The organism is Roseivirga thermotolerans, assembly GCF_014653175.1.
GTDB lineage: Bacteria > Bacteroidota > Bacteroidia > Cytophagales > Cyclobacteriaceae > Roseivirga > Roseivirga thermotolerans.
This window is the reverse complement of sequence record NZ_BNAG01000001.1, coordinates 1-21,166: the sequence shown is the minus strand read 5'-3', so window position 1 is coordinate 21,166 and position 21,166 is coordinate 1. Positions and strand designations below refer to the sequence as shown.

General features: G+C 44.3%; 11 protein-coding genes. All 11 read left to right on the top strand.

Translation table 11 applies throughout. From position 1 onward, the window contains the following. The first annotated feature begins 2 nt into the window (after positions 1–2). On the top strand, positions 3–626 hold the full coding sequence (locus IE164_RS00055) for a gluconate 2-dehydrogenase subunit 3 family protein (protein WP_189628142.1): 624 nt from the start codon (positions 3–5) through the stop codon (positions 624–626). 64 nt (positions 627–690) lie between these two features. After that, the gene (locus IE164_RS00050) at positions 691–2,337 is read left to right on the top strand and encodes a sensor histidine kinase (protein WP_189628141.1); all 1,647 of its coding nucleotides are present in this window, start codon (positions 691–693) and stop codon (positions 2,335–2,337) included. 102 nt (positions 2,338–2,439) lie between these two features. Beyond that, the gene (locus IE164_RS00045; RefSeq protein WP_229838464.1) at positions 2,440–4,407 is read left to right on the top strand and encodes an ATP-binding protein; all 1,968 of its coding nucleotides are present in this window, start codon (positions 2,440–2,442) and stop codon (positions 4,405–4,407) included. A 33-nt stretch (positions 4,408–4,440) separates the two neighbouring features. Next, entirely contained in the window at positions 4,441–6,687 is a 2,247-nt protein-coding gene (locus tag IE164_RS00040; RefSeq protein WP_189628139.1) for a tetratricopeptide repeat-containing sensor histidine kinase, read from the top strand. Between the two features lie 70 nt (positions 6,688–6,757). Continuing rightward, entirely contained in the window at positions 6,758–7,492 is a 735-nt protein-coding gene (locus tag IE164_RS00035) for a LytR/AlgR family response regulator transcription factor (RefSeq protein ID WP_189628138.1), read from the top strand. A gap of 144 nt (positions 7,493–7,636) precedes the next feature. Further along, positions 7,637–7,879, top strand: coding sequence for a hypothetical protein (locus IE164_RS00030; RefSeq protein ID WP_189628137.1), 243 nt, complete (start codon positions 7,637–7,639; stop codon positions 7,877–7,879). Between the two features lie 18 nt (positions 7,880–7,897). Next, positions 7,898–9,025 (top strand): phosphatidylinositol-specific phospholipase C domain-containing protein, encoded by a 1,128-nt coding sequence (locus IE164_RS00025; RefSeq protein WP_189628136.1) that lies wholly within the window; start codon positions 7,898–7,900, stop codon positions 9,023–9,025. A 30-nt stretch (positions 9,026–9,055) separates the two neighbouring features. Next, positions 9,056–9,898, top strand: a complete 843-nt coding sequence (locus IE164_RS00020; RefSeq protein ID WP_189628135.1) for a hypothetical protein — start codon at positions 9,056–9,058, stop codon at positions 9,896–9,898. Positions 9,899–10,364: 466 nt separating this feature from the next. Then, on the top strand, positions 10,365–11,432 hold the full coding sequence (locus tag IE164_RS00015) for an Ig-like domain-containing protein (protein ID WP_189628134.1): 1,068 nt from the start codon (positions 10,365–10,367) through the stop codon (positions 11,430–11,432). Between the two features lie 283 nt (positions 11,433–11,715). Continuing rightward, positions 11,716–12,789: an Ig-like domain-containing protein gene (locus IE164_RS00010; protein ID WP_189628133.1), complete on the top strand. Its 1,074-nt coding sequence runs from the start codon at positions 11,716–11,718 to the stop codon at positions 12,787–12,789. An 80-nt stretch (positions 12,790–12,869) separates the two neighbouring features. Continuing rightward, on the top strand, positions 12,870–21,166 hold an 8,297-nt coding region (locus tag IE164_RS00005), incomplete at its 3' end, for an MBG domain-containing protein (protein WP_189628132.1).

The following is a 21,166-nucleotide window of genomic DNA, read 5'->3' as shown; positions in this document are numbered from 1 at the left end:
CCATGGAAAGAAGAGAAGCACTAAAAAATATAGGTTTTGGATCAGCAGCTCTGTTTTCTAGCAGTTTACTGTTTGGTGCTCTGCAAAGTTGTTCTCCTCAGCCCAAGGTAGATTGGGTGCCTGTGTTGCTTACCCCTGAAGAAGCGGCTCAATTGGAGAAAATATGTGAAGGCATATGTCCTAAAACAGAAACTCCGGGAGCAACAGAGGCAGGAGTTGCCAACCATATCGACCAGGCCTTATCTGTTTTGAATACTGATAAGGAGGCGGATTACTTTAGAAGGGGAATGGCTGTATTTGTAAAGAACTTCGATGCCAATCAGGATGTGAAGTTTAACAAAGCCACTACCGAGCAAATAACAGCGGCCATTAACGAGTACTTTAAAAAGTACGATGAGAATCCGGATATACTAAAACGCTATAGAAGTACATTCAACGACCCGGGAGAAAAAACCGATGAGTTTTTAGAAACCCACTTCGTTACCAATGTGGTAGATTCTACATTCTATAGTTACTTTACCAGCGAACTGGTAGGGGAAGAGGTTATGCCGTATGACCCCATTCCGGTAAAATACGAAGGATGTCTTCCATACGAGCCGGGGCAAAAGTCTTGGGCTAGTGTGTGATCATCATAAATCGAACAATAAACCCCGGCTCCGGTCGGGGTTTTTTATTTAACTTAAGGCTGTTATGAGCTGTACCAGCCCATTTTTTAAAAGCACATTACCTTTTTTCATTCTTCTGTGTCTGGCGTTTCCAAATTTTGCATCGGCTGGTTCTGAGCCAACGCCTGCCCAAAACTCTATAGTTCAGGTTCAGCAAGATACTTCCTATACTGCGATAGGGCCTTTTGAAGAACCCTATCTCAACCAACAGACACTTGCCTTTCAAGGCGATACTGACCTTAGAAGTCTTTTGCTGGGTAGTTTTTATGGGCTAATGGTAGTCATGATTCTCTATAACTTCTTCATCTACCTTTCGCTCAAAGACAGGGTATATCTACTCTATGTATTCTCTACCACCTTTGCTATGCTCACCACGGTTTCGACCAATGGACTTGGAGAGCAGTACCTGTGGCCTCAGCATGAGGGTATAGACGGAAACCTATATGTACTATTTGCCGGAATCAGCATGGCATTCTCCAGTCGCTTTGCGGCAGAGTTTCTCAATGTAGCTAGTTTTAGTCGCTCAATGGACCGACTTCTGTGGCTCATATGTGGCTTGAGCTTACTCATGTCTGTTCTTTGTGCTCTGTTTGGTGTTAACCCAATTTACGGTTTTGCCAGGTGGTTGGTGTTGCTCTCCTTTCCAACACTTTTGGTTGCAGGTATATTCGTATACCGAAAGGGGTTTAAGCCGGCTCTCTTTTATATCATTGCCTGGGTGCCTTACATTTTGGGTGTGCTCATCCGAACCATTCATGGAGCCGGACTTTTGCCCACCAATTTTTTTACACTAACTGCTGTAGAACTAGGTGGTGCCATGGAAGTTACCCTGCTTTCGCTTGCCCTGGCCGATAGAATCAGGCGTATGCGCAAAGAACTCAGGCAGCAGGAAATAGAAAAGGAGAGGTTTAAGCTGAGTTTGCTCGAAGAACAAAAACTACTGCTTGAAAAAACCGTGGAGGAGCGCACCAAAGCTTTGCAAGAAGCCAACGAGACTAAAGACAAGTTTTTCTCCATCATCGCTCACGACTTGAGAAGTCCTATGGTAGCCCTTCAAGGTGTTGGGCAGAAACTGGAGTACTACATTCGCAAAAACAGACAGGAGAAACTCCTGGAGCTGGGCACCAAAATCGATAACTCTACCGATCATATAAACCATCTGCTCAATAACTTGCTGAATTGGGCAACCACTCAAAAAGGAAGTATTCCTTACCATCCGGAAAAAGTGTCTCTTTATGAAATGGTGCAAGAGACTATTCGTCTTTATGAATCGCTGGCAATCAGTAAAGAAATAGAGGTGATGAACGAGGTGAGTGAGGAAGCGCTGGCCTATGTAGATGTAAACACTATGGCCACCGTGGTCAGAAACTTGCTAAGCAATGCCATTAAATTTAGCCCGGAAGGCAGCACCATTTGGTGCAGGTCTATGCAGGCTGATAAAATGCTATTACTTCAGGTGAAAGATCAGGGAGTAGGCATGTCTGATGAAAAAATTAGAGAAGTACTCAATGGGCAGAGGCTTATTTCTCCCGCTGGGGTTAGGGGAGAGAAAGGCTTTGGCTTGGGGCTGCGACTTAGCAAAGAATTTATAAATTTGAATAGAGGTAGGTTTGAAGTAACTTCAAGAGTCTCTGAGGGAACAACTTTTTCGGTCTATCTGCCTTTAGGTTAATGTGTTGGCTGTTAGCGTTAATTCTATTTTTTTGAATACAGCTCTCTGAAATCTTCGGATTCCAAAATGCTAAAATGTTTTACTTATGAAATGTGCAAAGGAGTGATTTTAACTCTCCTCTTGTGTCTCTCTTTTTCCCTGAGCGGCCAGGACGCCCTGCACAGAGCCAGACAAGCCACCACTGTGGAGTTGTTGCAACTTGAGCTGGCCAGAGTAAAACTAATGGTGGATGCGGATCCACAACAAGCCAGATCGGTAAGCGAAATTCTGATTGAAAATGCCCGTGAGTTGGGCAGGGGTGCTCTGGAAAATGAAGCAAGGTTGTGGCTCGGAGCCAGTTTATTTTCTCTGGGTAAATACGATTCTTCCATAGTGGTTCTGGAAAACTGGAAAGGCGGTGAGCAGGCGGCAAGCGGTTTATCTTATGCTAAGCGTAACTTTTATAAAGGAGTAGGACATTACTACTTGGGCGAGTACTCTGTTGCTGTGGATTTATTTTTGAGCACGGCAAATACTCCGGAACTCACCCTCGAACCTAAATTTCATGGTCGATACTTTAGGGTGTTGGGAGAAATATACCGGGCAGCAGAAAACCTTAACCCGGCCTTGGAAAACCTGGAAAAGGCACTGGAGATTTGTGAAGCCGCTCAGGATACGCTAGGAGTTGCTGCTACGCTCAACCGGCTCGGAGTGGTCTATTACCAGAAGGAAGAGCATCAGATAGCCGAAAAATTGCTGCTGCAATCACTAGACATTTGCCAGGCCGCTAATTTGGAAGGAGTAGCCGCCAGTAATTTCAACGATCTCGGAGAGCTGTATTTTGCTACTAAAGAATATGAAAAGTGCCTCGACTTGTATGAGCGGGCTTTGCAAATGGCTCCCGATGAAAGTACCCGCATTAACACGCTTAACAACATTGCTCGGCTCGACTGGGACCTCGGTAGGTACTCTGAGGCTGTAGACCGAGCCCTGGAAGCATTGGCTCTGGCCGAAGAAATGAACATTCTCACTTATAAAGTTGATGCTACCAAAATCATTGCCGACAGTTATCAAGACATGGGCAAGTATGTGAAAGCCACTCACTACTATAACCTGTATATAAACTATCTGGAAACGTTGTTCGAAGAAGAGCAAGCCAAGCAGGTGGTTGAGCTGGAAACACAATATAAAACCGCCCAGAAGGAGCGAGAAATAGAGGGACTTTTGCTCAAACAGGCCGCAGAGAAAGAAAGGCAAAAACTCTACCTCATTGGACTGATTGTAGTGGCTGTATTTTTAGTTATAGTACTTCTGTTGTTTATACAGATTAGAAAAAACAACCGTAAGATCAGTCTTCAGAACCACAAGCTGGAAGAACTAAATGCCAGCAAAGACAAGTTCTTTTCCATAATTGCTCACGATTTGCGCAGCCCCATGATTGCCCTTCAGGGTGTAGGCCAAAAGCTGGAATATTTCATTCGTAAAGAAAAGCAAGAGAAGATACTCGAGATGGGTGGGAAAATCGATCGATCAATAGACCAGTTGAACCATCTACTCAATAACCTGCTGCATTGGGCTGCTTCTCAAACAGAAGGGGTGCCCTATAAGCCTGAGCGGATCGATTTAGTGGAAGTAGTTAATGAAAATATCGAATTGTATATGGGCTTAATGGAATCGAAAGGCATAACGGTTGAGCATTCGAAAAAAGAGGCATTGATCTTTGCGGATAGAAATACAATATCTGCTATTGTGAGGAACCTCCTGAGTAATGCTATAAAGTTCAGCTTGGAGGGGGGAACAATAACAGTTTTTGCGGAAGAACAAACCACGGGTGTTAAGCTCACCATAAAAGATGAAGGTGTGGGAATGGAAAAGGCTAAACTTCAATCATTATTTGGCAATAGTGCCTTCAGTACATTTGGGTCAATGGGTGAAAGAGGGTTTGGGCTAGGGCTAAAGCTTACTAAAGAATTTGTAGACCAAAATAAGGGAACCATTAGTGTGACCAGCGAGCCAGGCAAAGGTACATGCTTTGTTCTTGGTTTTCCATCTCAGGCCAAAGGAGTGGAGAGACGTTTGGATAGTGCCTAATGAATATTGTGTTGAAGACCAAGTATTGCCATAATGCTTATCTTTGATTTGGAGTTACTAGTTGTGCGGGTTTTCGATAATTTAAATAATCAATATGTCTGCAAAGTATTGAGGCAATGGGTGTTTGGTGTGTTCATCATAGTCTGTTGCAAAAATTGTATCGCACAACAGTCTTCTACCACTGCCGGTTGGGAGGAGTTTTGGAGTCGGTATGCTTTGGAAGCTAGAGGTGTCAAAAGACTTAGTTTTGCTACAGAATATGCTCCTTCATTAATACTGCTCAATCCGGCAAATGCAAGGTCTCTTTTAGATTCGTTGGAGTCGGAAATTCGAAGCTTGCCGCTTTCTCAAAACCAGCGAATAGCTCTTTACCGGTTGCAACTTCAGGTACACTCAGAATTTTTTGAGCCAGAAAAGGCCGGGCAGGTTGCGCGTAAGCTAGAGAAGCTATTGGCCCAAAGGAATAGCCTCGATTTTGGCCTTGAAAACCTGGCAGATGTGCATCTCTCCCTTGGTGACTACTTCATCAATTTTGTGAGTCCGGATTCGGCCATTTATCATTTTGAGAAGGCTCAAATTTATTCAGAAAGTATTGGCGATTCAGCCAGAATTTGGTCAAGCCTGAATAAAGAAGCATCAGTTTATAATAGAATAAATGCTCATGACCGAGTAATCCAAAATCATTTAACGGCTCTGAACCTTTCAAGAGCCATTAATGACAAAGAAAAGGAGCTTCAATCGCTTCATAGTTTGGCGGGAGGATACCGGGATATTGGAGACTATGATAGGGCAGAAACTTTCTATCAGGAAGAAATTGCCCTATGCCTGAAATTAGGTAATGAGTTGCGGCTTGCTTTTGCGTTCAGTAACCTTGGTAGGAGTTATAATAAAAGCGGACAGTCATCTAAGGCAAAGCTCTACACGGAAAAGTCTCTTGAACTAATTGGCAAACTAGGATTAGAATACGATCAAACTTCTTTGTGGATTCAATTAGCCGATTGTTTTATTACCCAAGGGTTGTTAAACGATGGAGAGAAGGCATTGGAAAGAGGTTTGGAAATGGCTTCAGAACAAATGTTTTTGGAGGCACAGGCTCAAGGGACCTTGTTAAAGCATAGGTTAGAATTGGCTAAGGGCAACGTAAATTTAGCTGAAGATCAGTTGCTGAGAGTTCTAGCTATAGTGCAGGAATACCCAATGCCCGAAACAGAAATGCTTGCCTATGAATTGGCCGTTGATTACTACAAACGTATTGGTGATTTTGAACAAGCCCTGAACGCCCAAACCCAGCAGAATATTCTAGAGCGCAACTTACTTAAAAAGCAAAAAGACTATCAGCTATTGGAGCAACAAGCCAAATTTGACGCGCTGGAAAAAGAAAAGATTATAGCAGAAACCAACAGGGCTTTAATATCGGAAAAGCAACGAAACTGGCGAATTACGCTTGCTTCGTTGGTTTTAGTAGCCATGGTTTTGCTAATTTCTTCCATGTTTCTCTTGCTAAGAAAACGCAAGAATGAGCTCACAGCAGCTTATCAATTGGCCAAAAGCCAAAAGGCAGAGTTGGAGTCCCTTAACAAAACAAAAGATAAGTTCTTTTCTATAATTGCTCACGACCTTAGAAGTCCTATGGTAGCCCTGCAAGGTATTGGCCGTAAGTTGGAGTATTTTATAAAAAAAGATAAGCAGGAAAAACTGCTCGAAATAGGTGGTAAAATTGATCAGTCCATAGACCAGTTAAATCACTTACTCAATAACCTGCTTAGCTGGGCAGCGTCACAAACGGATGGTATTCCGTATACTCCTGGGCAGGTCAGCATTAAACAGCTAATCGATGAAAATATAGCTCTTTTCCAATCACTGGCTCAAAGCAAATCAATAGATGTTGTCAATGAGGTAGAGGATGTAAATGTCTATGTGGACGTAAACACCTCTTGCACCGTTTTACGCAATGTGCTTAGCAATGCCATTAAGTTTAGCCCGGAAAGAGGCAAGGTGGTATTTTCAAGCGCGACTACTTTAAATAAGGTAGATATCATGGTCTCTGACAATGGGTTGGGAATGCCTTCACATCAAATGGATCGGGTATTGAGAGGGGAGTCATCCAGCCAACTGGGAACTAAAGGAGAGAAAGGTTTTGGCCTGGGACTAAAGCTTTGTGTTGAATTTATGCATCTGAATAAAGGTTCAGTAAAAATAGAAAGTAAAGAAGGCTCGGGGACCAGAGTGGTCTTGACCTTTCCGGTAATGCCGGCCGCAATTCATAGAAGACTGGCCTAAACCGAGTGAAATGACTTGTGACTATGAAAAATAACCTTAGTTTTAATCCCAGGCCTTATACCAAGTAAAAATGAATATACTCATCGTAGAAGATGAACCCAATTATGCCGACACTCTCGAGATGTTTGTGGATGAGTTGGGGTATCAGACCATTGGCATTGCAGAAGAAGGTCAGAAAGCGCTCAAATTTTTTAGGAGCAAGCAGCCGGATCTGGTTTTGTTAGATATAAATATTGAAGGAGAGATGTCGGGGATAGACTTAGCTCGAATTTTTCAGGCCGAGAGACCCACCCCGGTTATTTTTATTACTTCCTATGACGATAAAGATACCTTCAATAAGGCCAAAGAAACCGTGCCCAGCGCTTACCTTATTAAGCCTTTTGACCCGGTGCAGCTCGAAAGAAGTATGGAATTGGCTACCCTTAGAGCTTATACCACTTCTCACGAAGAAGATGTCTTTGAAGACAACAGGCATGTGGTGTTGGCAAAAGACTTCTTTTTTGTAAAAGAGAGAAATAAGCTGGTTAAACTTATGATTACAGACATACTATGGGTTTCGGTAGAAGACAAGTATTGCATACTACATACAGAAAACAAGAAGTTTGTCATTCGTCAGTCACTCAAAGAGTTGGCCGATAAGCTTAATCCTCAAGAGTTTGTACAAACCCATCGTTCCCACATCGTAAACATTAAAAAGGTAGAAGATATAGACCTTTCTCAGTTTACCATTGCAATAAATGGAGAAGAGGTGCCCTTGGGTAAATCCTACAAAGACAACCTGATACACCGCTTGCAAACTCTCTAATGTGGTTTTGCCCTCCCTTCGACCTTTTTGGCGCACATAATCAAGTAGTTGGCGCACATTTCTAGCGAGTTGGTGCACCTTTAACCATTCAGTATCCGGGTGTTTTTCAATTTTAAACTGTGCAAAGCAGTAAACACACACAATATGAATTCAATTAGTATAATTGGTGCTTGCTATGGTGCCTATGGCGAAGCTACCAAAACCTTTGATGTAACCTCAAAGGTTCAAAAGCTGATTACCCGTTCTGGGGATAGTTTGGAAGTTGATAACCATATGTTTAATGACCCCTGCCCAGGTCACAGTAAACATTTTGGAGCTGTTTATACGGTCAACGGACAAACGAAAGCGGTGGCCTGTAAAGAAGGTCAACGTGTAAATTTTTCCTGACACCTTTCAATCACAGATATGAGCAAAGTGAAAATTATATCGGCCGCTTACGGGACAAAAAATGCAGCTTTGGTGGTAACTGAAAAGGTTCAACAGTTGGTTGATAAGGGTGAGACAAGGATAGCAGCTTCCAATAAGTTGTTTGGCGACCCGAGCCCTGGTCATACCAAACACCTAGCTATTAATTATTCATTTAACGGAGTGAAATTGGCTGGTGCTTGTAAGGAGCATCAAACTGTTGCAATAGCTAGCTTCCCAAACGCCAATTGGATGTCCAGGATTAACGGAAGCAGGAAATTGTCGGAAATTAATATGCCCGGCACCCATGACTCATGTGCTCTTTTCGGAGGTTTTATGACCCAATGCCAGGAGTTGTCGATAGCTGCTCAGCTCATTTTGGGCGTGAGGTTTCTGGATATCCGATGCAGACATCTCAACAATGTGTTCACCATACATCATGGATCTGTATATCAAAAGATCAATTTCGGAGATGTTGTGCAGCAGTGTATAGATTTCCTGGTAGAAAATCCGAGTGAGACCATTGTAATGGGGGTTAAAAGAGAGTGTAAGGACGATCCTAAATTTTGGGAAATCGATGCCTGTAAAGATGAAGGCAACACGCGCAGTTTTGAAGTCACTCTTGAACACTACATGCATGGGGCAGGTAACCGTTGGTACGTGGCAGACACTATCCCCAATCTGCAAGAAGTTAGGGGCAAGATTGTGCTTGTTCGTAGGTTCGAGGGTAAATTGGGTATACCAGCCTACTATGGATGGAAAGGGGATAGCATCTTTTCGTTGAATGATGATGCTCCTTCAGAAACGGCACCTAACAAGATTAGGGTTCAGGATTGTTACAAAGTGGCGTATTTCAATGGATATGATGAAAAATGGAATAATATTGAAAAACTGTTGAATGAGGCAGCCAAAGGGAGTACTAATGTTTGGTACTGGAATTTTACCAGTGGTACCTCTCCAGGTGCCCCAGATTTAAATAACCCCAGGGCCACTGCTATTGGCAAAGGAGGGATGAACAATCGGCTAAAAGAGCGTTTGCCTGAATGGGGAAAAAAGAGAGTAGGTACGATTATTTTAGATTTTGTTTCGGATGACGGGCTGCTTGATAAGATTATTGCAATGAATTAGGCCACTATAAATCAATATGCTATGCAACCAATGAGTAAAAGTGATTTACAAATAGGGGACATTCTCATTTTTGAGAATTTCGACTTTAGTTTAGATAAATTTTTCAAAACCTGGGAGGAGGACGGTGCAGAGAAAGCCGCATTCTATTTGCTGGTTTACCTTATTCCTTGGTTTGATCCTGGTAAAGAAGGGCAGAATTACAGAAATATATATCATGCAGCTATTTGGGGGCATGTAGATATTAATTTTGGCAAGAATACCTTTCCAAAAGTGATGGATTGTGTTGTTCAGGCCGGAAGTCATGGCATAGGTGCAGCTACTTTGGAATCGACATTGAATGCAGACTCGGTGGCTAAACTCTATGTATACCGAAGGAAAGGTGATTTGGATACTGACACAATCAACAAAGCCATTAGCGATTTTTACTATGATGGTTCAATTAAATATTCCTATTCAACAGCCTGGATGTTGGCAGTGATTTGCTCCATGCGTTATAAGGATGGAGAAATCCGAAAGATTATTCTGGATAAAATTCCAAATAGGTTTATTGCTGAGTCGGTCATTGTGGCGATTACTTTACTCATTAACGAATACAGTGAAGGGCACCAAAAAGATATGATTGCCTGTTCTACCTTGGTAGCTATGTGTTTAAAAAATGCTGGTTATCCCATTCATGTAGAGCCATTAACTGAATCTCCCGAGCTTATTTTGGATGATCAACTCATGGCAAGTTCCGTTCAACCTGAAATACAGCTTCCGGGGTCAGTTCCGGAGATCAAGCGCACACCAATTGAAGAAACCATTATTACTCCGCGACAGCTTTTTGAATCTCCAGATGTAGAACTTGTGGGGTGCTTTTCTCGGTCGAATTAGGTCTTCAAGTGATGTTTAAAAATAAAGCTTAGGAGCCATTTAGGCTATTGAGAATTTGTCTCCGTTTTGAGAGGAATCGTATCTCTGGAGTTTTCATTTTCCAACTATTGGTGACTGCTGGTTGTTTCCGGCTCCTGGCTTCCAACTCCTGGCTTCCAGCTTCATAGTCCCGTCTTCCGTCTTCTGTCTTCTGTCTTCTCGCTTCCGTCTCATTCCACCCCTAGCCCCACACATTCCACATCAACTTTATTGGAGGCTCTTCGCTGCAATTGGTCTTGCTTATCAGCAGCCCGCTCCCAGCTCCCAACTCCATGCTTCCGTCTTCCGTCTTCCCGCTCCAGCTTTCAATAGACCATGAACCACCAATGAACCACATTCACGCCCAAAAATCTGCCACTCGCGCACAATTCTGAATACGCCCAACAACACTTGGGCATTTTTATTAAACAATAAATTTTAAAACATTATGCGTATCAGTAGAAGAACACACCTTCCAAAACTACTGTTTTTAATAACCCTGCTGATTCCATTGGTTGAAACCAAAGTGGATGGGCGGTTAGAAGTCTATGGTAACTTCCTGACTATTGCGGCTAACAACTCCTCTTTTAGTGCCGATAACTATACCGATTTTGGGACTGTATTCAACAGAACGGCCTCCGTAGATTATACGCAGTTAAGTAGGACGTTTGTGCTCGTCAATGGTGGAAGCAGCAATCTTGTAATTTCAGAAATAAGGCTGGAAGATGAACAAAACTTTTTTGACATTACAACTAGCGCAGTGGGAACACTATCTCCCAATGAATCGGCCGAGCTGGTCATTAATTTTAATAGTAGGGCATTTGGATTGGCTTTCGCAGAAGTAGTTATTGAAAGTAACGATCCCAACGGATCTTTCCGATTCTTTATTAGAGCCAAAAATGTAGAGTGTAATTCGACCAAATGTTTTGGAAAATTACCTAGTGACCCAACCGTGTGTAATTCTTTTGGAACTTGCATTGGCCAAAATACGTGCTCTTGTGCTCCGTTATATGCGGGTACAAACTGTCAAACACCAATACGCTGGAACGATGGTAATACGCTGGTGCAGGCTGGTCATGATTTTTCTCCGAGAATAACAATAGGGCCAGAACTAACTGATCCGAATGAAGTCTATCGAATTAAAGTCGCCATAAATAAGTTGTCTTTGTTCCAAGATACTGAAGTGTCTATTGGTGTTGGTTCTTCTCCGCCAGGAGATTTAGCTCATGATATTGGTCAGATAGACAGAGAGTATGGTTATCTATCTTCAGGGCGATTATATAGTAACGGAGTACATAGTGATTACGGCATTGGCTACGGTGAAGGAGATGTTGTGCTCATTATATATGACCTTCCTCAAAACAAGCTGAGTTTTGCTGTAAAAAAGGCTGGTACTCATGAGTTTCTTCCACAAGGAGAAGCATTTACCGGGCTAATAGCCAGGCCAGGGAAATCTCTTCATTTAATGCTGAGCCTGACTTGTTTTGGTGAATGCGAGCTTGAATTAGTAGACTGACCAATGACAGGTAATTGATGCGAGTCTTTATTTTAAGCCTTAAATCTTAAACTTCGAACACAACTCCCTTGTATTGGCGGTGCAGTAACGGCTCTTGACCCCGCCAGCCTCTTGCTTGCGTCTTCATGCTCCCCGCTCGCAGCTCCAGCTTTCAAACTTTGAACAATAAACCGTGAACCACCAATGAACCACATTCACGCCCAAAAATCTGCTGTTCACGCACATTTTTTTATCTGAGCTTTTAGCAATCAGCAAATTGTGAGTTATAAAATCAAGGCCAGCCATGTCTTCCAACCAAAAGAAAATCCTACATAAACTCCTTGTTTTCACGGTATTCCTAATTCCATTTACAGAAGAGTTTCAGCCTCAGCTAGAGTTGGCAGGAAATAATGCATCTATTGCATCTGGTTCTAGAACTGTAAGCCAAGCCAACTTTACCGATTTCGGTATTACCTACAATAAGACGGTTTCAGTGAATGAAAATCAGATTGAAAGAACCTTTGTGCTTACTAATACCGGTAATTCTGATCTGGTGATTTCGGAAATTAGACTCGATGACGACAGGAACTTTTTTGAGATAACCACTAATGCTGAAGGAACTTTGGCACCTAATGAATCGGCTAATCTTACGATCAATTATACAAGTCACAGTTTCGGATTGGCCTTTGCAGAAGTGATTATTGAAAGTAATGATTCCAATGGCCCTTTTAGGTTTTTTGTTAGGGCTCTTAATATTGAATGTAATTCTTTAAGGTGCTTTGGTACGCTCGCAGATGATGCAAATGCATGTAATGGAAAAGGCACTTGCCTAGCGGATGATGTATGTTCTTGTGTTTCCTTATATACCGGAACTCAATGTCAAACGGCAATAAGATGGAGTGATGGTACCTTAGTGGCAAAGGCTGGTTTCGACTTTACACCTAGAATTTTTATAGGACCTGAGTTAAATGATCCCAATCAGGTATATAGTATTAAAATTCGAATTGATGGCCTAACCATATTCCCTGGGTCTAAAGGAATCTCTATAGGTTTAGGGACTTTGCCTAGCGACATGGCACATGACATTGGTGCCAATGTCAATGAGTATGGCTTTTTATCTACAACAGGAGAAAAGTTTAGTAATAATGCGCTGACCGCGTTTGGTGCTGCTTATGGCGTGGGAGATACCATATTGATTGAATATGACGCACCTAATAATAAACTTAGTTATGCTGTTCAGAAAGCGGGCACTCCTGCATTTGTTCCACAAGGGAGTGGCCCCGCCTTTACCATTACGACTCCAGAAAATGGAGAATCTCTTTATTTGTTGCTAAGCGTAACCTGCTTTGGTAGCTGTGAATTTCAATATGTAACCTAATGATTATTAGAATGTTGAGGATAGGTTTGATTCTATTTTGTTTGGTAATGTTTTATGGGCTTTTGTTGGCTCAAGAAAATATGGTATCTGTTAATAATGGTGGAGATAGTAATGCGAATATTATCTATCAGAGTTCAGGGAGCTCTACATATTATTCAAGCTTCGATTGTGATGACAACCCCATTACATCTTCCGCCTATCTCATTCGTAAAAACGGGTCATCTTGGGAGATACTAAACAGTAGCAACCAACTCATTTACAGCAACCCCATGGACTCCCCTAAGCCTCCCAATGAAGGCTGGGCTGTAGAGACTAATGGTACAGCTCCTGCACCAACGCTGGCAGGTGATGTTGATGCATTCGTACCCAATACCCTAAGTTTTCCAACCGATGAGTTTTCTGGTGGTTACGATACGGACGGAGTAGTTCAAAAATCTACGGTCGACTTTGGTGATGTCACCCTTAAAATAACGGATGATGGTACAGGAACAGTTTTTGCTTCATTAACAGGTATTAGTTCAAGCCTCAATAGAGGTTTTGCACATGGAAGTGTTATTGCCGGTAATGCTGCGGTAGATGGTTTAGGCTATGTATCAAATGCCGGGGATGGCGCGAATGGACAATGGTTTGTATTTGCTACCGACAATGGAACAGAGTTTAAATTGGCCAGTCTGGATATACAAGAAACCTATGATTACATTGCCAATATAGAAATACTGGGATTTTTAGATGGAAGCCAGGTAGTAAGCGAAGAAGTATCTATTTCAAAGTCAAGCGTAAATACTGGTATTACCTTGAGTTCAAGCATCTTTGAAAATGTCGATGAAGTAAGAATACGACAGAAAACAGCTGGCTTTTTTGATGGTGGCGTCCCCGGTATTGAAGGAGCTATATTCAATAATATAGTGCTGGAAGCTCCGGTAGTCCCAAATGCTGCTCCCACAGCCAGCAATGTAAGTATTTCTGGTACTTTCGCTTTAGGGGAGCAACTAACAGGCAATTATACCTATGCCGATGATGACAGTGATGCGGAAAGTGGTTCCACATTCAAATGGTACAGGTCCGATGATGCCTCAGGAACCGGAAAAGTGGCCATTGCAGGAGCCACGGCCCAAACATATACCCTGGTAGCCGATGACGATGGTAAATACATCAGCTTTGAGGTAACCCCTAATGATGGTACTGAGGCAGGTACTCCGGTAGAGAGTAGTCCGGTTTTCGAAATTGTGAAAGTGTCCTCAATTGTACGTCAAACACCATCGGATGCCACCACAAGCGAAGATGAAGTGACTTTCAGAGTGACCTTCAGTGACGATGTGCGCTATGTCAGTACTGATGATTTTGTTTTGAGCGGAACTGCCGCAGCAGATGGCACAGTGTCTTCAGTTACAGCTGTTTCTTCAAGCGTTTATGATATAAAAGTCACGGGCATTACTAACTCTATCGGAACTATCAATCTTGACCTGAAAGGGGTAGATGCATCAGGAAGCAACAATATTGCTAAAATCCCATCCCAATTAGACGCCAACTCTACGGCTGATCTCCAGATTACGGACTCACCGGTTTTTGGTCAGTCTTTCAGGCCCAATAACTCTGGTCTTTTGTTAGATGTGGTATTAAAAAAAGGCTCAGGTCATAGTTACAGTGGAGCGGGTACATTAGAGCTAATCTCAGGTGAAGGTTACGGAGGAACAGTGTTAGCTACTGAAAACATACAAATTACTTCCGCACAGACTGAGGTGACCTATTCATTCAGTAGTCCACCAAGTGTAACGGCCGGAACAACCTATACTCTGAGGGTCAATATTCCGGGAGCTCCATCGAACAGTATAGGATTTTCGGCACAGGTAGGGGCTGGTTATTCAGGCGGAATTCTTTATCAGGCATCCGCTCTTTCAAGTGCAGATTTATATTTCAAACTCTTTGTTTCTTCTGGCCCGAGTGAAGCACTTGGTAGCACATTGCCTGCCACTGATGAAACATACACCATCTCTAATCCTCCGGTAGCCAGTAATGTTGACATTACCGGGACATTGAACGTAGGTCAGCAATTGACAGGTACCTATGATTTTAGCGACCCTCAATCGGATACCGAAAGTGGGTCTTCTTTTAAATGGTATAGGGCAGACGATGCATCCGGAACCAATAAGGCAGCTATAGCTGGGGCAACAGGTACCACCTATACCCTGACTCTAGCCGATGGTGGCAAGTTCATTAGCTTCGAAGTAACCCCCTCGGATGGAACTGATACCGGAGATGCCGTAGAAAGTGCAGCTTATGAGGTGCCAGCAGCAATTACCGTTCAGTCCATAGCCAGGCAAACACCTGGTACTGCGAATGTCAATGCCGGTACCGAACCTGTTTTCAGGGTCACTTTCAGCGAAAATGTTCGCAATGTCAGTGCCGATGATTTTACCCTCAGCTCAACAGCAGGTGGAGCGGTCTCTTCGGTAAACGCAGTAGATGCCAGCATTTACGATGTAACGGTTAACAATTTGAATAATGTGGATGGCACATTGAGCCTGAAGGTGAAAGGTATCGATGGAACAGCAGGCACCAACAATATTACAGGAATTGGCTATAGTAATGGAGTCGCTACCATTCAGCAGACTGGGGTGAATGATTATCTCAACCAGTCAAAATTAGGGCAGACTTTTACAGCCACCACCAACAATTTCCTAACGGCCTTTACTTTGTTTCCAGAAGCAGGACAACACGGTTTTGCAGGAACGGTAACGCTGGAAATTCACAGTGGTGATGAGAGCGCAGGAGGTTCAACTGTACTTAAAACTGAAACCGTAGAATTCACGGCCAGTACCGATGCGGCAGGACAAACCATACAATTGTCTGATCCACCACAGCTTACTCAAGGCGAGACCTACAGTATAGTTTTGACGAATTTTTCGGGTAGCGGTAGCCATGCATTTTCCTCTTCTACTAGTGGTAATTATGCAGATGGCCACGTGATTTTTACAGGCTACAACTCCGGAAGCCATAGTGCCTTCGATCTTAAGATAGATATCTTTGAGGGTACTCAAACCGATGGAGAAGCCTTACTCGACTTGGCGCCTGGCACCGAGGAAAGCTATACTGTGCAAGCCGATAATATTTCTCCAACGGTCACTATTAGCAGTAATGCATCCAATCCTCAAAGTGGAGCATTCACCGCAACCTTTACCTTCTCTGAAGACGTAACAGGCTTTGCGATTGACGATATCACAGTTGGTAATGGAGCTGCCAGTAATTTCCAGACCACCAGTGCCAGCGTGTATACAGCCACCATAACACCGGCAGCCGATGGAGAGGTAACGATAAATGTAGCAGCAGATAAAGCGTCCGATGCTGTCGGTAATAACAATACTGCTGCCACGCAATTGAGTTTAACCAATGATGAAACAACTCCTACCGTAACGATCTCAAGTGATGCCAATAACCCACAAAGCGGAGCGTTTACAGCCACTTTTACTTTCTCTGAAGATGTAACCGGTTTTGAAGTGGGCGATATCACTGTCGGTAACGGTGCAGCCAGTAACTTCCAAACTTCGAGTGCCAGCGTTTACACGGCCACCATAACTCCGGCTGCCGATGGTGCAGTTACTATAGATGTTGCCGCCAACAAGGCCATTGATGCAGCGGGTAATAACAACAGTGCTGCCACACAACTCAGCATTACGAATGATGAAACGGCACCATCAAGAGTTTCCGGTTCCATTGTAGGCAAAACTTATGGCCTTAATCAGAACATGGATATTACCGTAGAATTTGATGAAGCAGTGGTGGTTGAAACTTCCGGAGGAACTCCTTCAATCAACATCGCCATGGGAGGCCAGAACAAGACAGCTACTTATTTAAGTGGTTCGGGTACCACCACCCTAACATTTAGGTATACCACTTTGGCCGGGGACTCTGATAGCAATGGAGTTACTGTGGGGAATATAGAGCTAAATGGAGGAGTGATTGCTGATGCTGCCGGTAATAATGCCTCACTGAATGGATCCTATACTGGCCAGGCCGATGTAAGAGTGGATACAGCTGTTCCTACAGTCACAATCAGCAGCAGCTCTACGGGGCCTGTCTTAGGTCAGTTTGATGTGACCATCACCTTTAGTGAAAGCGTGACAGGCTTTGAAGCATCAGACCTTCAATTGAGCAATGGAACCATTGCTTCGGGTTCATTCAGTGGTTCGGGAACAACCTATACGGCCACCATTAATGGTAATAACCATGGAAACGTAACAGTAGATATAGTTGCTGATGTAGCCACAGATGCTGCGGGCAATGGCAACACTTCGGCCACGCAGTTTAGTATTTTCAACGATATCGTTTCGCCTTCATTGACCATTACTACTTCGGCCAATGACCCAATCAATGCTGCTTTTACAGCTACCTTCGCCTTTGATGAAGCAGTGACCGGATTCACAGTGGATGATATTAGTGTAGGCAATGGCTCGGCCAGTAACTTCAGTGGTTCAGGTACTACTTATACCGCTACCATTACGCCCGATGGTGACGGGGAAGTAACTGTAGATGTAGCCCATAGTATTGCAGCAGATGCTGCCGGTAACTTCAATAATTCGGCCACCCAATTGAGCCTGACCTACGATGCAACATTACCAACCTTGGTGAGCGCTACAAAAGATTCTGACACACAAATTACCCTCACTTTCAGTGAAGTGGTAGAAGTGGCAGGTGCCGCTAACAGCAACTTTACCGTGGCTGCCGAAGACAATAAGAGTTATAGCGTAACGTCCATTTCAGACGGCACAGCGGGTGATAACCAACTCATACTCAGCTTTGATGACCTAAGTACCGCCATTCTGGAACTCGTGATCACTTACGAGGCTACCACTGGTAACATCAGTGACCTGGCTTCCAATCATCTGGCCGATGATGCAACAGGAGTAACCATAACGCTCAACCAGTTGGCGGTAGCCAGCAATGTGGTATTCAGTGGAGAACTTCAGGTGGGTGAAATGCTTTCAGGAACCTACAATTATACTGACCCTGATAATGATGCAGAAAGTGGCACCACCTTTAAATGGTACAGATCGGAAGATGCTTCAGGAACAGGCAAGACAGCCATTGCCGGAGCAACCGCTCAAACCTATACCACTACCATAGATGATACCAACAAGTTCCTCAGTTTTGAAGTGACACCGAACGATGGCAAGTATGCCGGGGTGGCGGTAGAAAGCTCCCTGCAAGGCCCCATCAACAATGCACCTAATGCAACCAATGTAGCTATTTCAGGTACACTGGAAATAGGTCAGGTAATTACCGGAACTTACGACTTTAATGATGATGAGAACGATGCCGAGGTAGGAAGTACTTTTAAATGGTATCGTGCTGACGATGCGGGAGGTACTGGCAAAGTGGCCATTGCGGGAGCAACCTCTAATCAATATAGCCTCACCGTTGCCGATGCCAATAAGTACATTTCATTTGAAGTTACTCCATCTGATGCCTATCATGCCGGATCGGCAGTAGAGTCTGCTCTGCAACTGGCAAGCTATGGAACCCCTGTGATTACTGCATTTAACCAGGCCCGTGGCATAGAAGGAGGAACCATGACCCTCACAGGTACGGGCTTCACCGGAGTAACCGGGGTGACTTTTGGTGGAGTGGCAGCCACTAGCTTCAATGTGGTTTCAGATACCGAATTGACCGCAGTGGTCGGTGCCGGTAATTCAGGAAGTATAGCGGTGAGTAACCCAGACCATTCCGGTTCTACTGATGGTTTTGTATTCATTAATACCGATACTAATATAGAGGACTCTGAAATTTGTCAGGACTGTTTGCCTGTTACCTGCGATGCACTGGAAGGTGGAGAAAACTGCGAGATCGATTACCAGTTTGTTTCAGGTGGTGCTACGGCCACGGCAGGATTCGATTTCCAGCCAAGAATTTTCCTTACCAATATGATCATAGACCCTGCTTATGATTATAGTATGAAAATTCAGATTGAATCGTTGACAATTTTCCCAGGTTCCAAGGGTATTTCTTTGGGATTGGTGCGGGTAAAAGACAACGGAGAGATATTTGGTGATCTAGCACACGACATTGGGCAGCAAACCAATGAATATGGCTATATAAGTACTACAGGGGAGAAATTTTCAGATGGTACCTTAAGTGCATTTGGAAGTGGTTATGCCGTAGGAGATGTTCTCCTACTGGAGTATAAAGCGGCAGATCAGTCTTTAAATTATTCACTGCAAAAATCGGGCTCTGGTTCCTTTGACAAACAAGGTGGAGGAGCTGCTTTTACAGGTGTAGAATCTGGATCAGGAGATGCACTGGCAGTAGCCCTGTCGCTTACCTGTTTCGGCACCTGTAATCTCACTATTATTGAAGCAGAGGACTCCAAAAGTGCTGGAAGCACTGAAATAACAGTTGCTGGAGAAACTACCGATTTTGGAACAGTAGACCCTGAGTCAGGTGATGCTACTAAGACTTTTGCCATAAAGAATGAAGGCACTAAAGTGTTGAACCTGACCAATGATCCAAAAGTGACCATTTCGGGAACAGATGCAGCCGACTTCACTGTGGCCCTTCAACCAGCATCGAGCATCGATGCTGCAGACTACACGTATTTCGATGTTACCTTCGATCCATCAACTGAAGGCAGCAAATCAGCTACGGTTACCATTGCCAATAATGATTTAGATGAAAACCCATTCACCTTCGAAATCACCGGCTCATCGGTTATTCCGAATGTAGCCCCCACAGTTACCGATGTAGAGATTACCGGTGATCTGATCGTTGGCCAAACCTTGACCGGTACCTACACCTTCAGTGATGGAGACAATGACCCGGAAAGTGGTTCAACTTACCAATGGTATATGGCCGATGATGCAAATGGCAATAATAAGGCAGCCATCAACGGGGCCACCAGCAACACCTATGCGCTGACGAGTGACCATGTAGGTAAATACATCAGCTTCGAAGTGACCCCAAGCGATGGGCAATTGTTCGGCACAGCTCAGGAAAGTAGCCTGCAAGGCCCTGTGAGCAAAATTGCCCAAAGCATTACATTCAATGTACTGGAAGCTAAGACCTATGGTGATGAAGACTTTGAGCTGACCGGCACAGCCAGCTCGAACCTTACGGTGACCTACACCAGTTCCAATACCAATGTAGCCACCGTAAGTGGCAGTACAGTAAGGATAGTAGGAGCAGGAGAAACCACCATTACCGCCTCACAGGCAGGCAATGATAGCTACTCAGCGGCCACTGACGTTACTCAGGTATTGACCGTAAACAAGGCCACTCTCACCGCCACAGCCGATGATAAGTCCAAAACCTATGGTGAGGAAAATCCAACCCTGAGCATCAGCTACACAGGTTTTGTGAACGGAGACGATGAAACAGCCATCACCCAGCCCACCGCCAGCACAACAGCCGATGCCACCTCAGAAGTGGGTACTTACGATATCACATTAAGTGGAGGCTCGGCCGACAACTATTCACTGATCGGCAATAACGGTTCGCTGACCGTGAACAAGGCTACTTTGACAGCCACAGCTGAAGACAAGAGTAAGACCTACGGTGAAGCCAACCCAGCCCTCAGCATCAGCTATGCAGGCTTTGTGAACGGGGATGACGAAACAGCCATCACCCAACCCACCGCCAGTACAACAGCCGATGCCAGCAGCGATGCGGGTACTTATGCCATCACCCTGAACGGAGGCGCAGCCGACAACTACACGCTGGTAACAGTGAACGGAACACTCACCATCGAGAAAGCTACCCTCACCGCTACGGCCGATGACAAGAGCAAAACTTATGGCGAAGCCAACCCGGCCTTTACCATAACCTATGCAGGCTTTGTTAATGGGGATGATGAAACTGCTGTTGCAACCGAGCCAACAGCTTCAACAACAGCAGATGAGACAAGCAATGTAGGGGTTTATGATATCGTACTATCGGGCGGATCAGCCAATAACTATTCACTCTCAACAGTGAACGGAACCCTGATCATCGAAAAAGCCACTTTAACGGCTACAGCCGATGACAAGTCCAAAACCTATGGCGATGAAAATCCAGCCCTCACCATCAGCTACACAGGCTTTGTGAACGGAGATGATGAAACAGCCATCACCCAACCCATCGCCAGCACAACAGCCGATGCTAGCAGTGATGTAGGTGCCTACGCCATCAGCCTAAGCGGAGGTTCAGCAGACAACTACACGCTGGCAACAGTCAACGGAACCCTGACCATCGAAAAGGCCACCTTGACAGCCACAGCCGATCACAAGTCCAAAACCTATGGCGAGGAAAACCCAGCCCTGAGCATCAGCTATGCAGGCTTTGTGAACGGAGACGATGAAACAGCCATCACCCAGCCCACCGCCAGCACAACAGCCGATGCCGGCAGCGA

Bases quoted from the DNA above. Each gene is read 5' to 3' on its own strand.
- IE164_RS00030 (WP_189628137.1), top strand. From the start codon at position 7,637: ATGAATTCAATTAGTATAATTGGTGCTTGCTATGGTGCCTATGGCGAA.
- IE164_RS00055 (WP_189628142.1), top strand. From the start codon at position 3: ATGGAAAGAAGAGAAGCACTAAAAAATATAGGTTTTGGATCAGCAGCT.
- IE164_RS00035 (WP_189628138.1), top strand. From the start codon at position 6,758: ATGAATATACTCATCGTAGAAGATGAACCCAATTATGCCGACACTCTC.
- IE164_RS00040 (WP_189628139.1), top strand. From the start codon at position 4,441: ATGCTTATCTTTGATTTGGAGTTACTAGTTGTGCGGGTTTTCGATAAT.
- IE164_RS00020 (WP_189628135.1), top strand. From the start codon at position 9,056: ATGAGTAAAAGTGATTTACAAATAGGGGACATTCTCATTTTTGAGAAT.
- IE164_RS00050 (WP_189628141.1), top strand. From the start codon at position 691: ATGAGCTGTACCAGCCCATTTTTTAAAAGCACATTACCTTTTTTCATT.
- IE164_RS00010 (WP_189628133.1), top strand. From the start codon at position 11,716: ATGTCTTCCAACCAAAAGAAAATCCTACATAAACTCCTTGTTTTCACG.
- IE164_RS00015 (WP_189628134.1), top strand. From the start codon at position 10,365: ATGCGTATCAGTAGAAGAACACACCTTCCAAAACTACTGTTTTTAATA.
- IE164_RS00025 (WP_189628136.1), top strand. From the start codon at position 7,898: ATGAGCAAAGTGAAAATTATATCGGCCGCTTACGGGACAAAAAATGCA.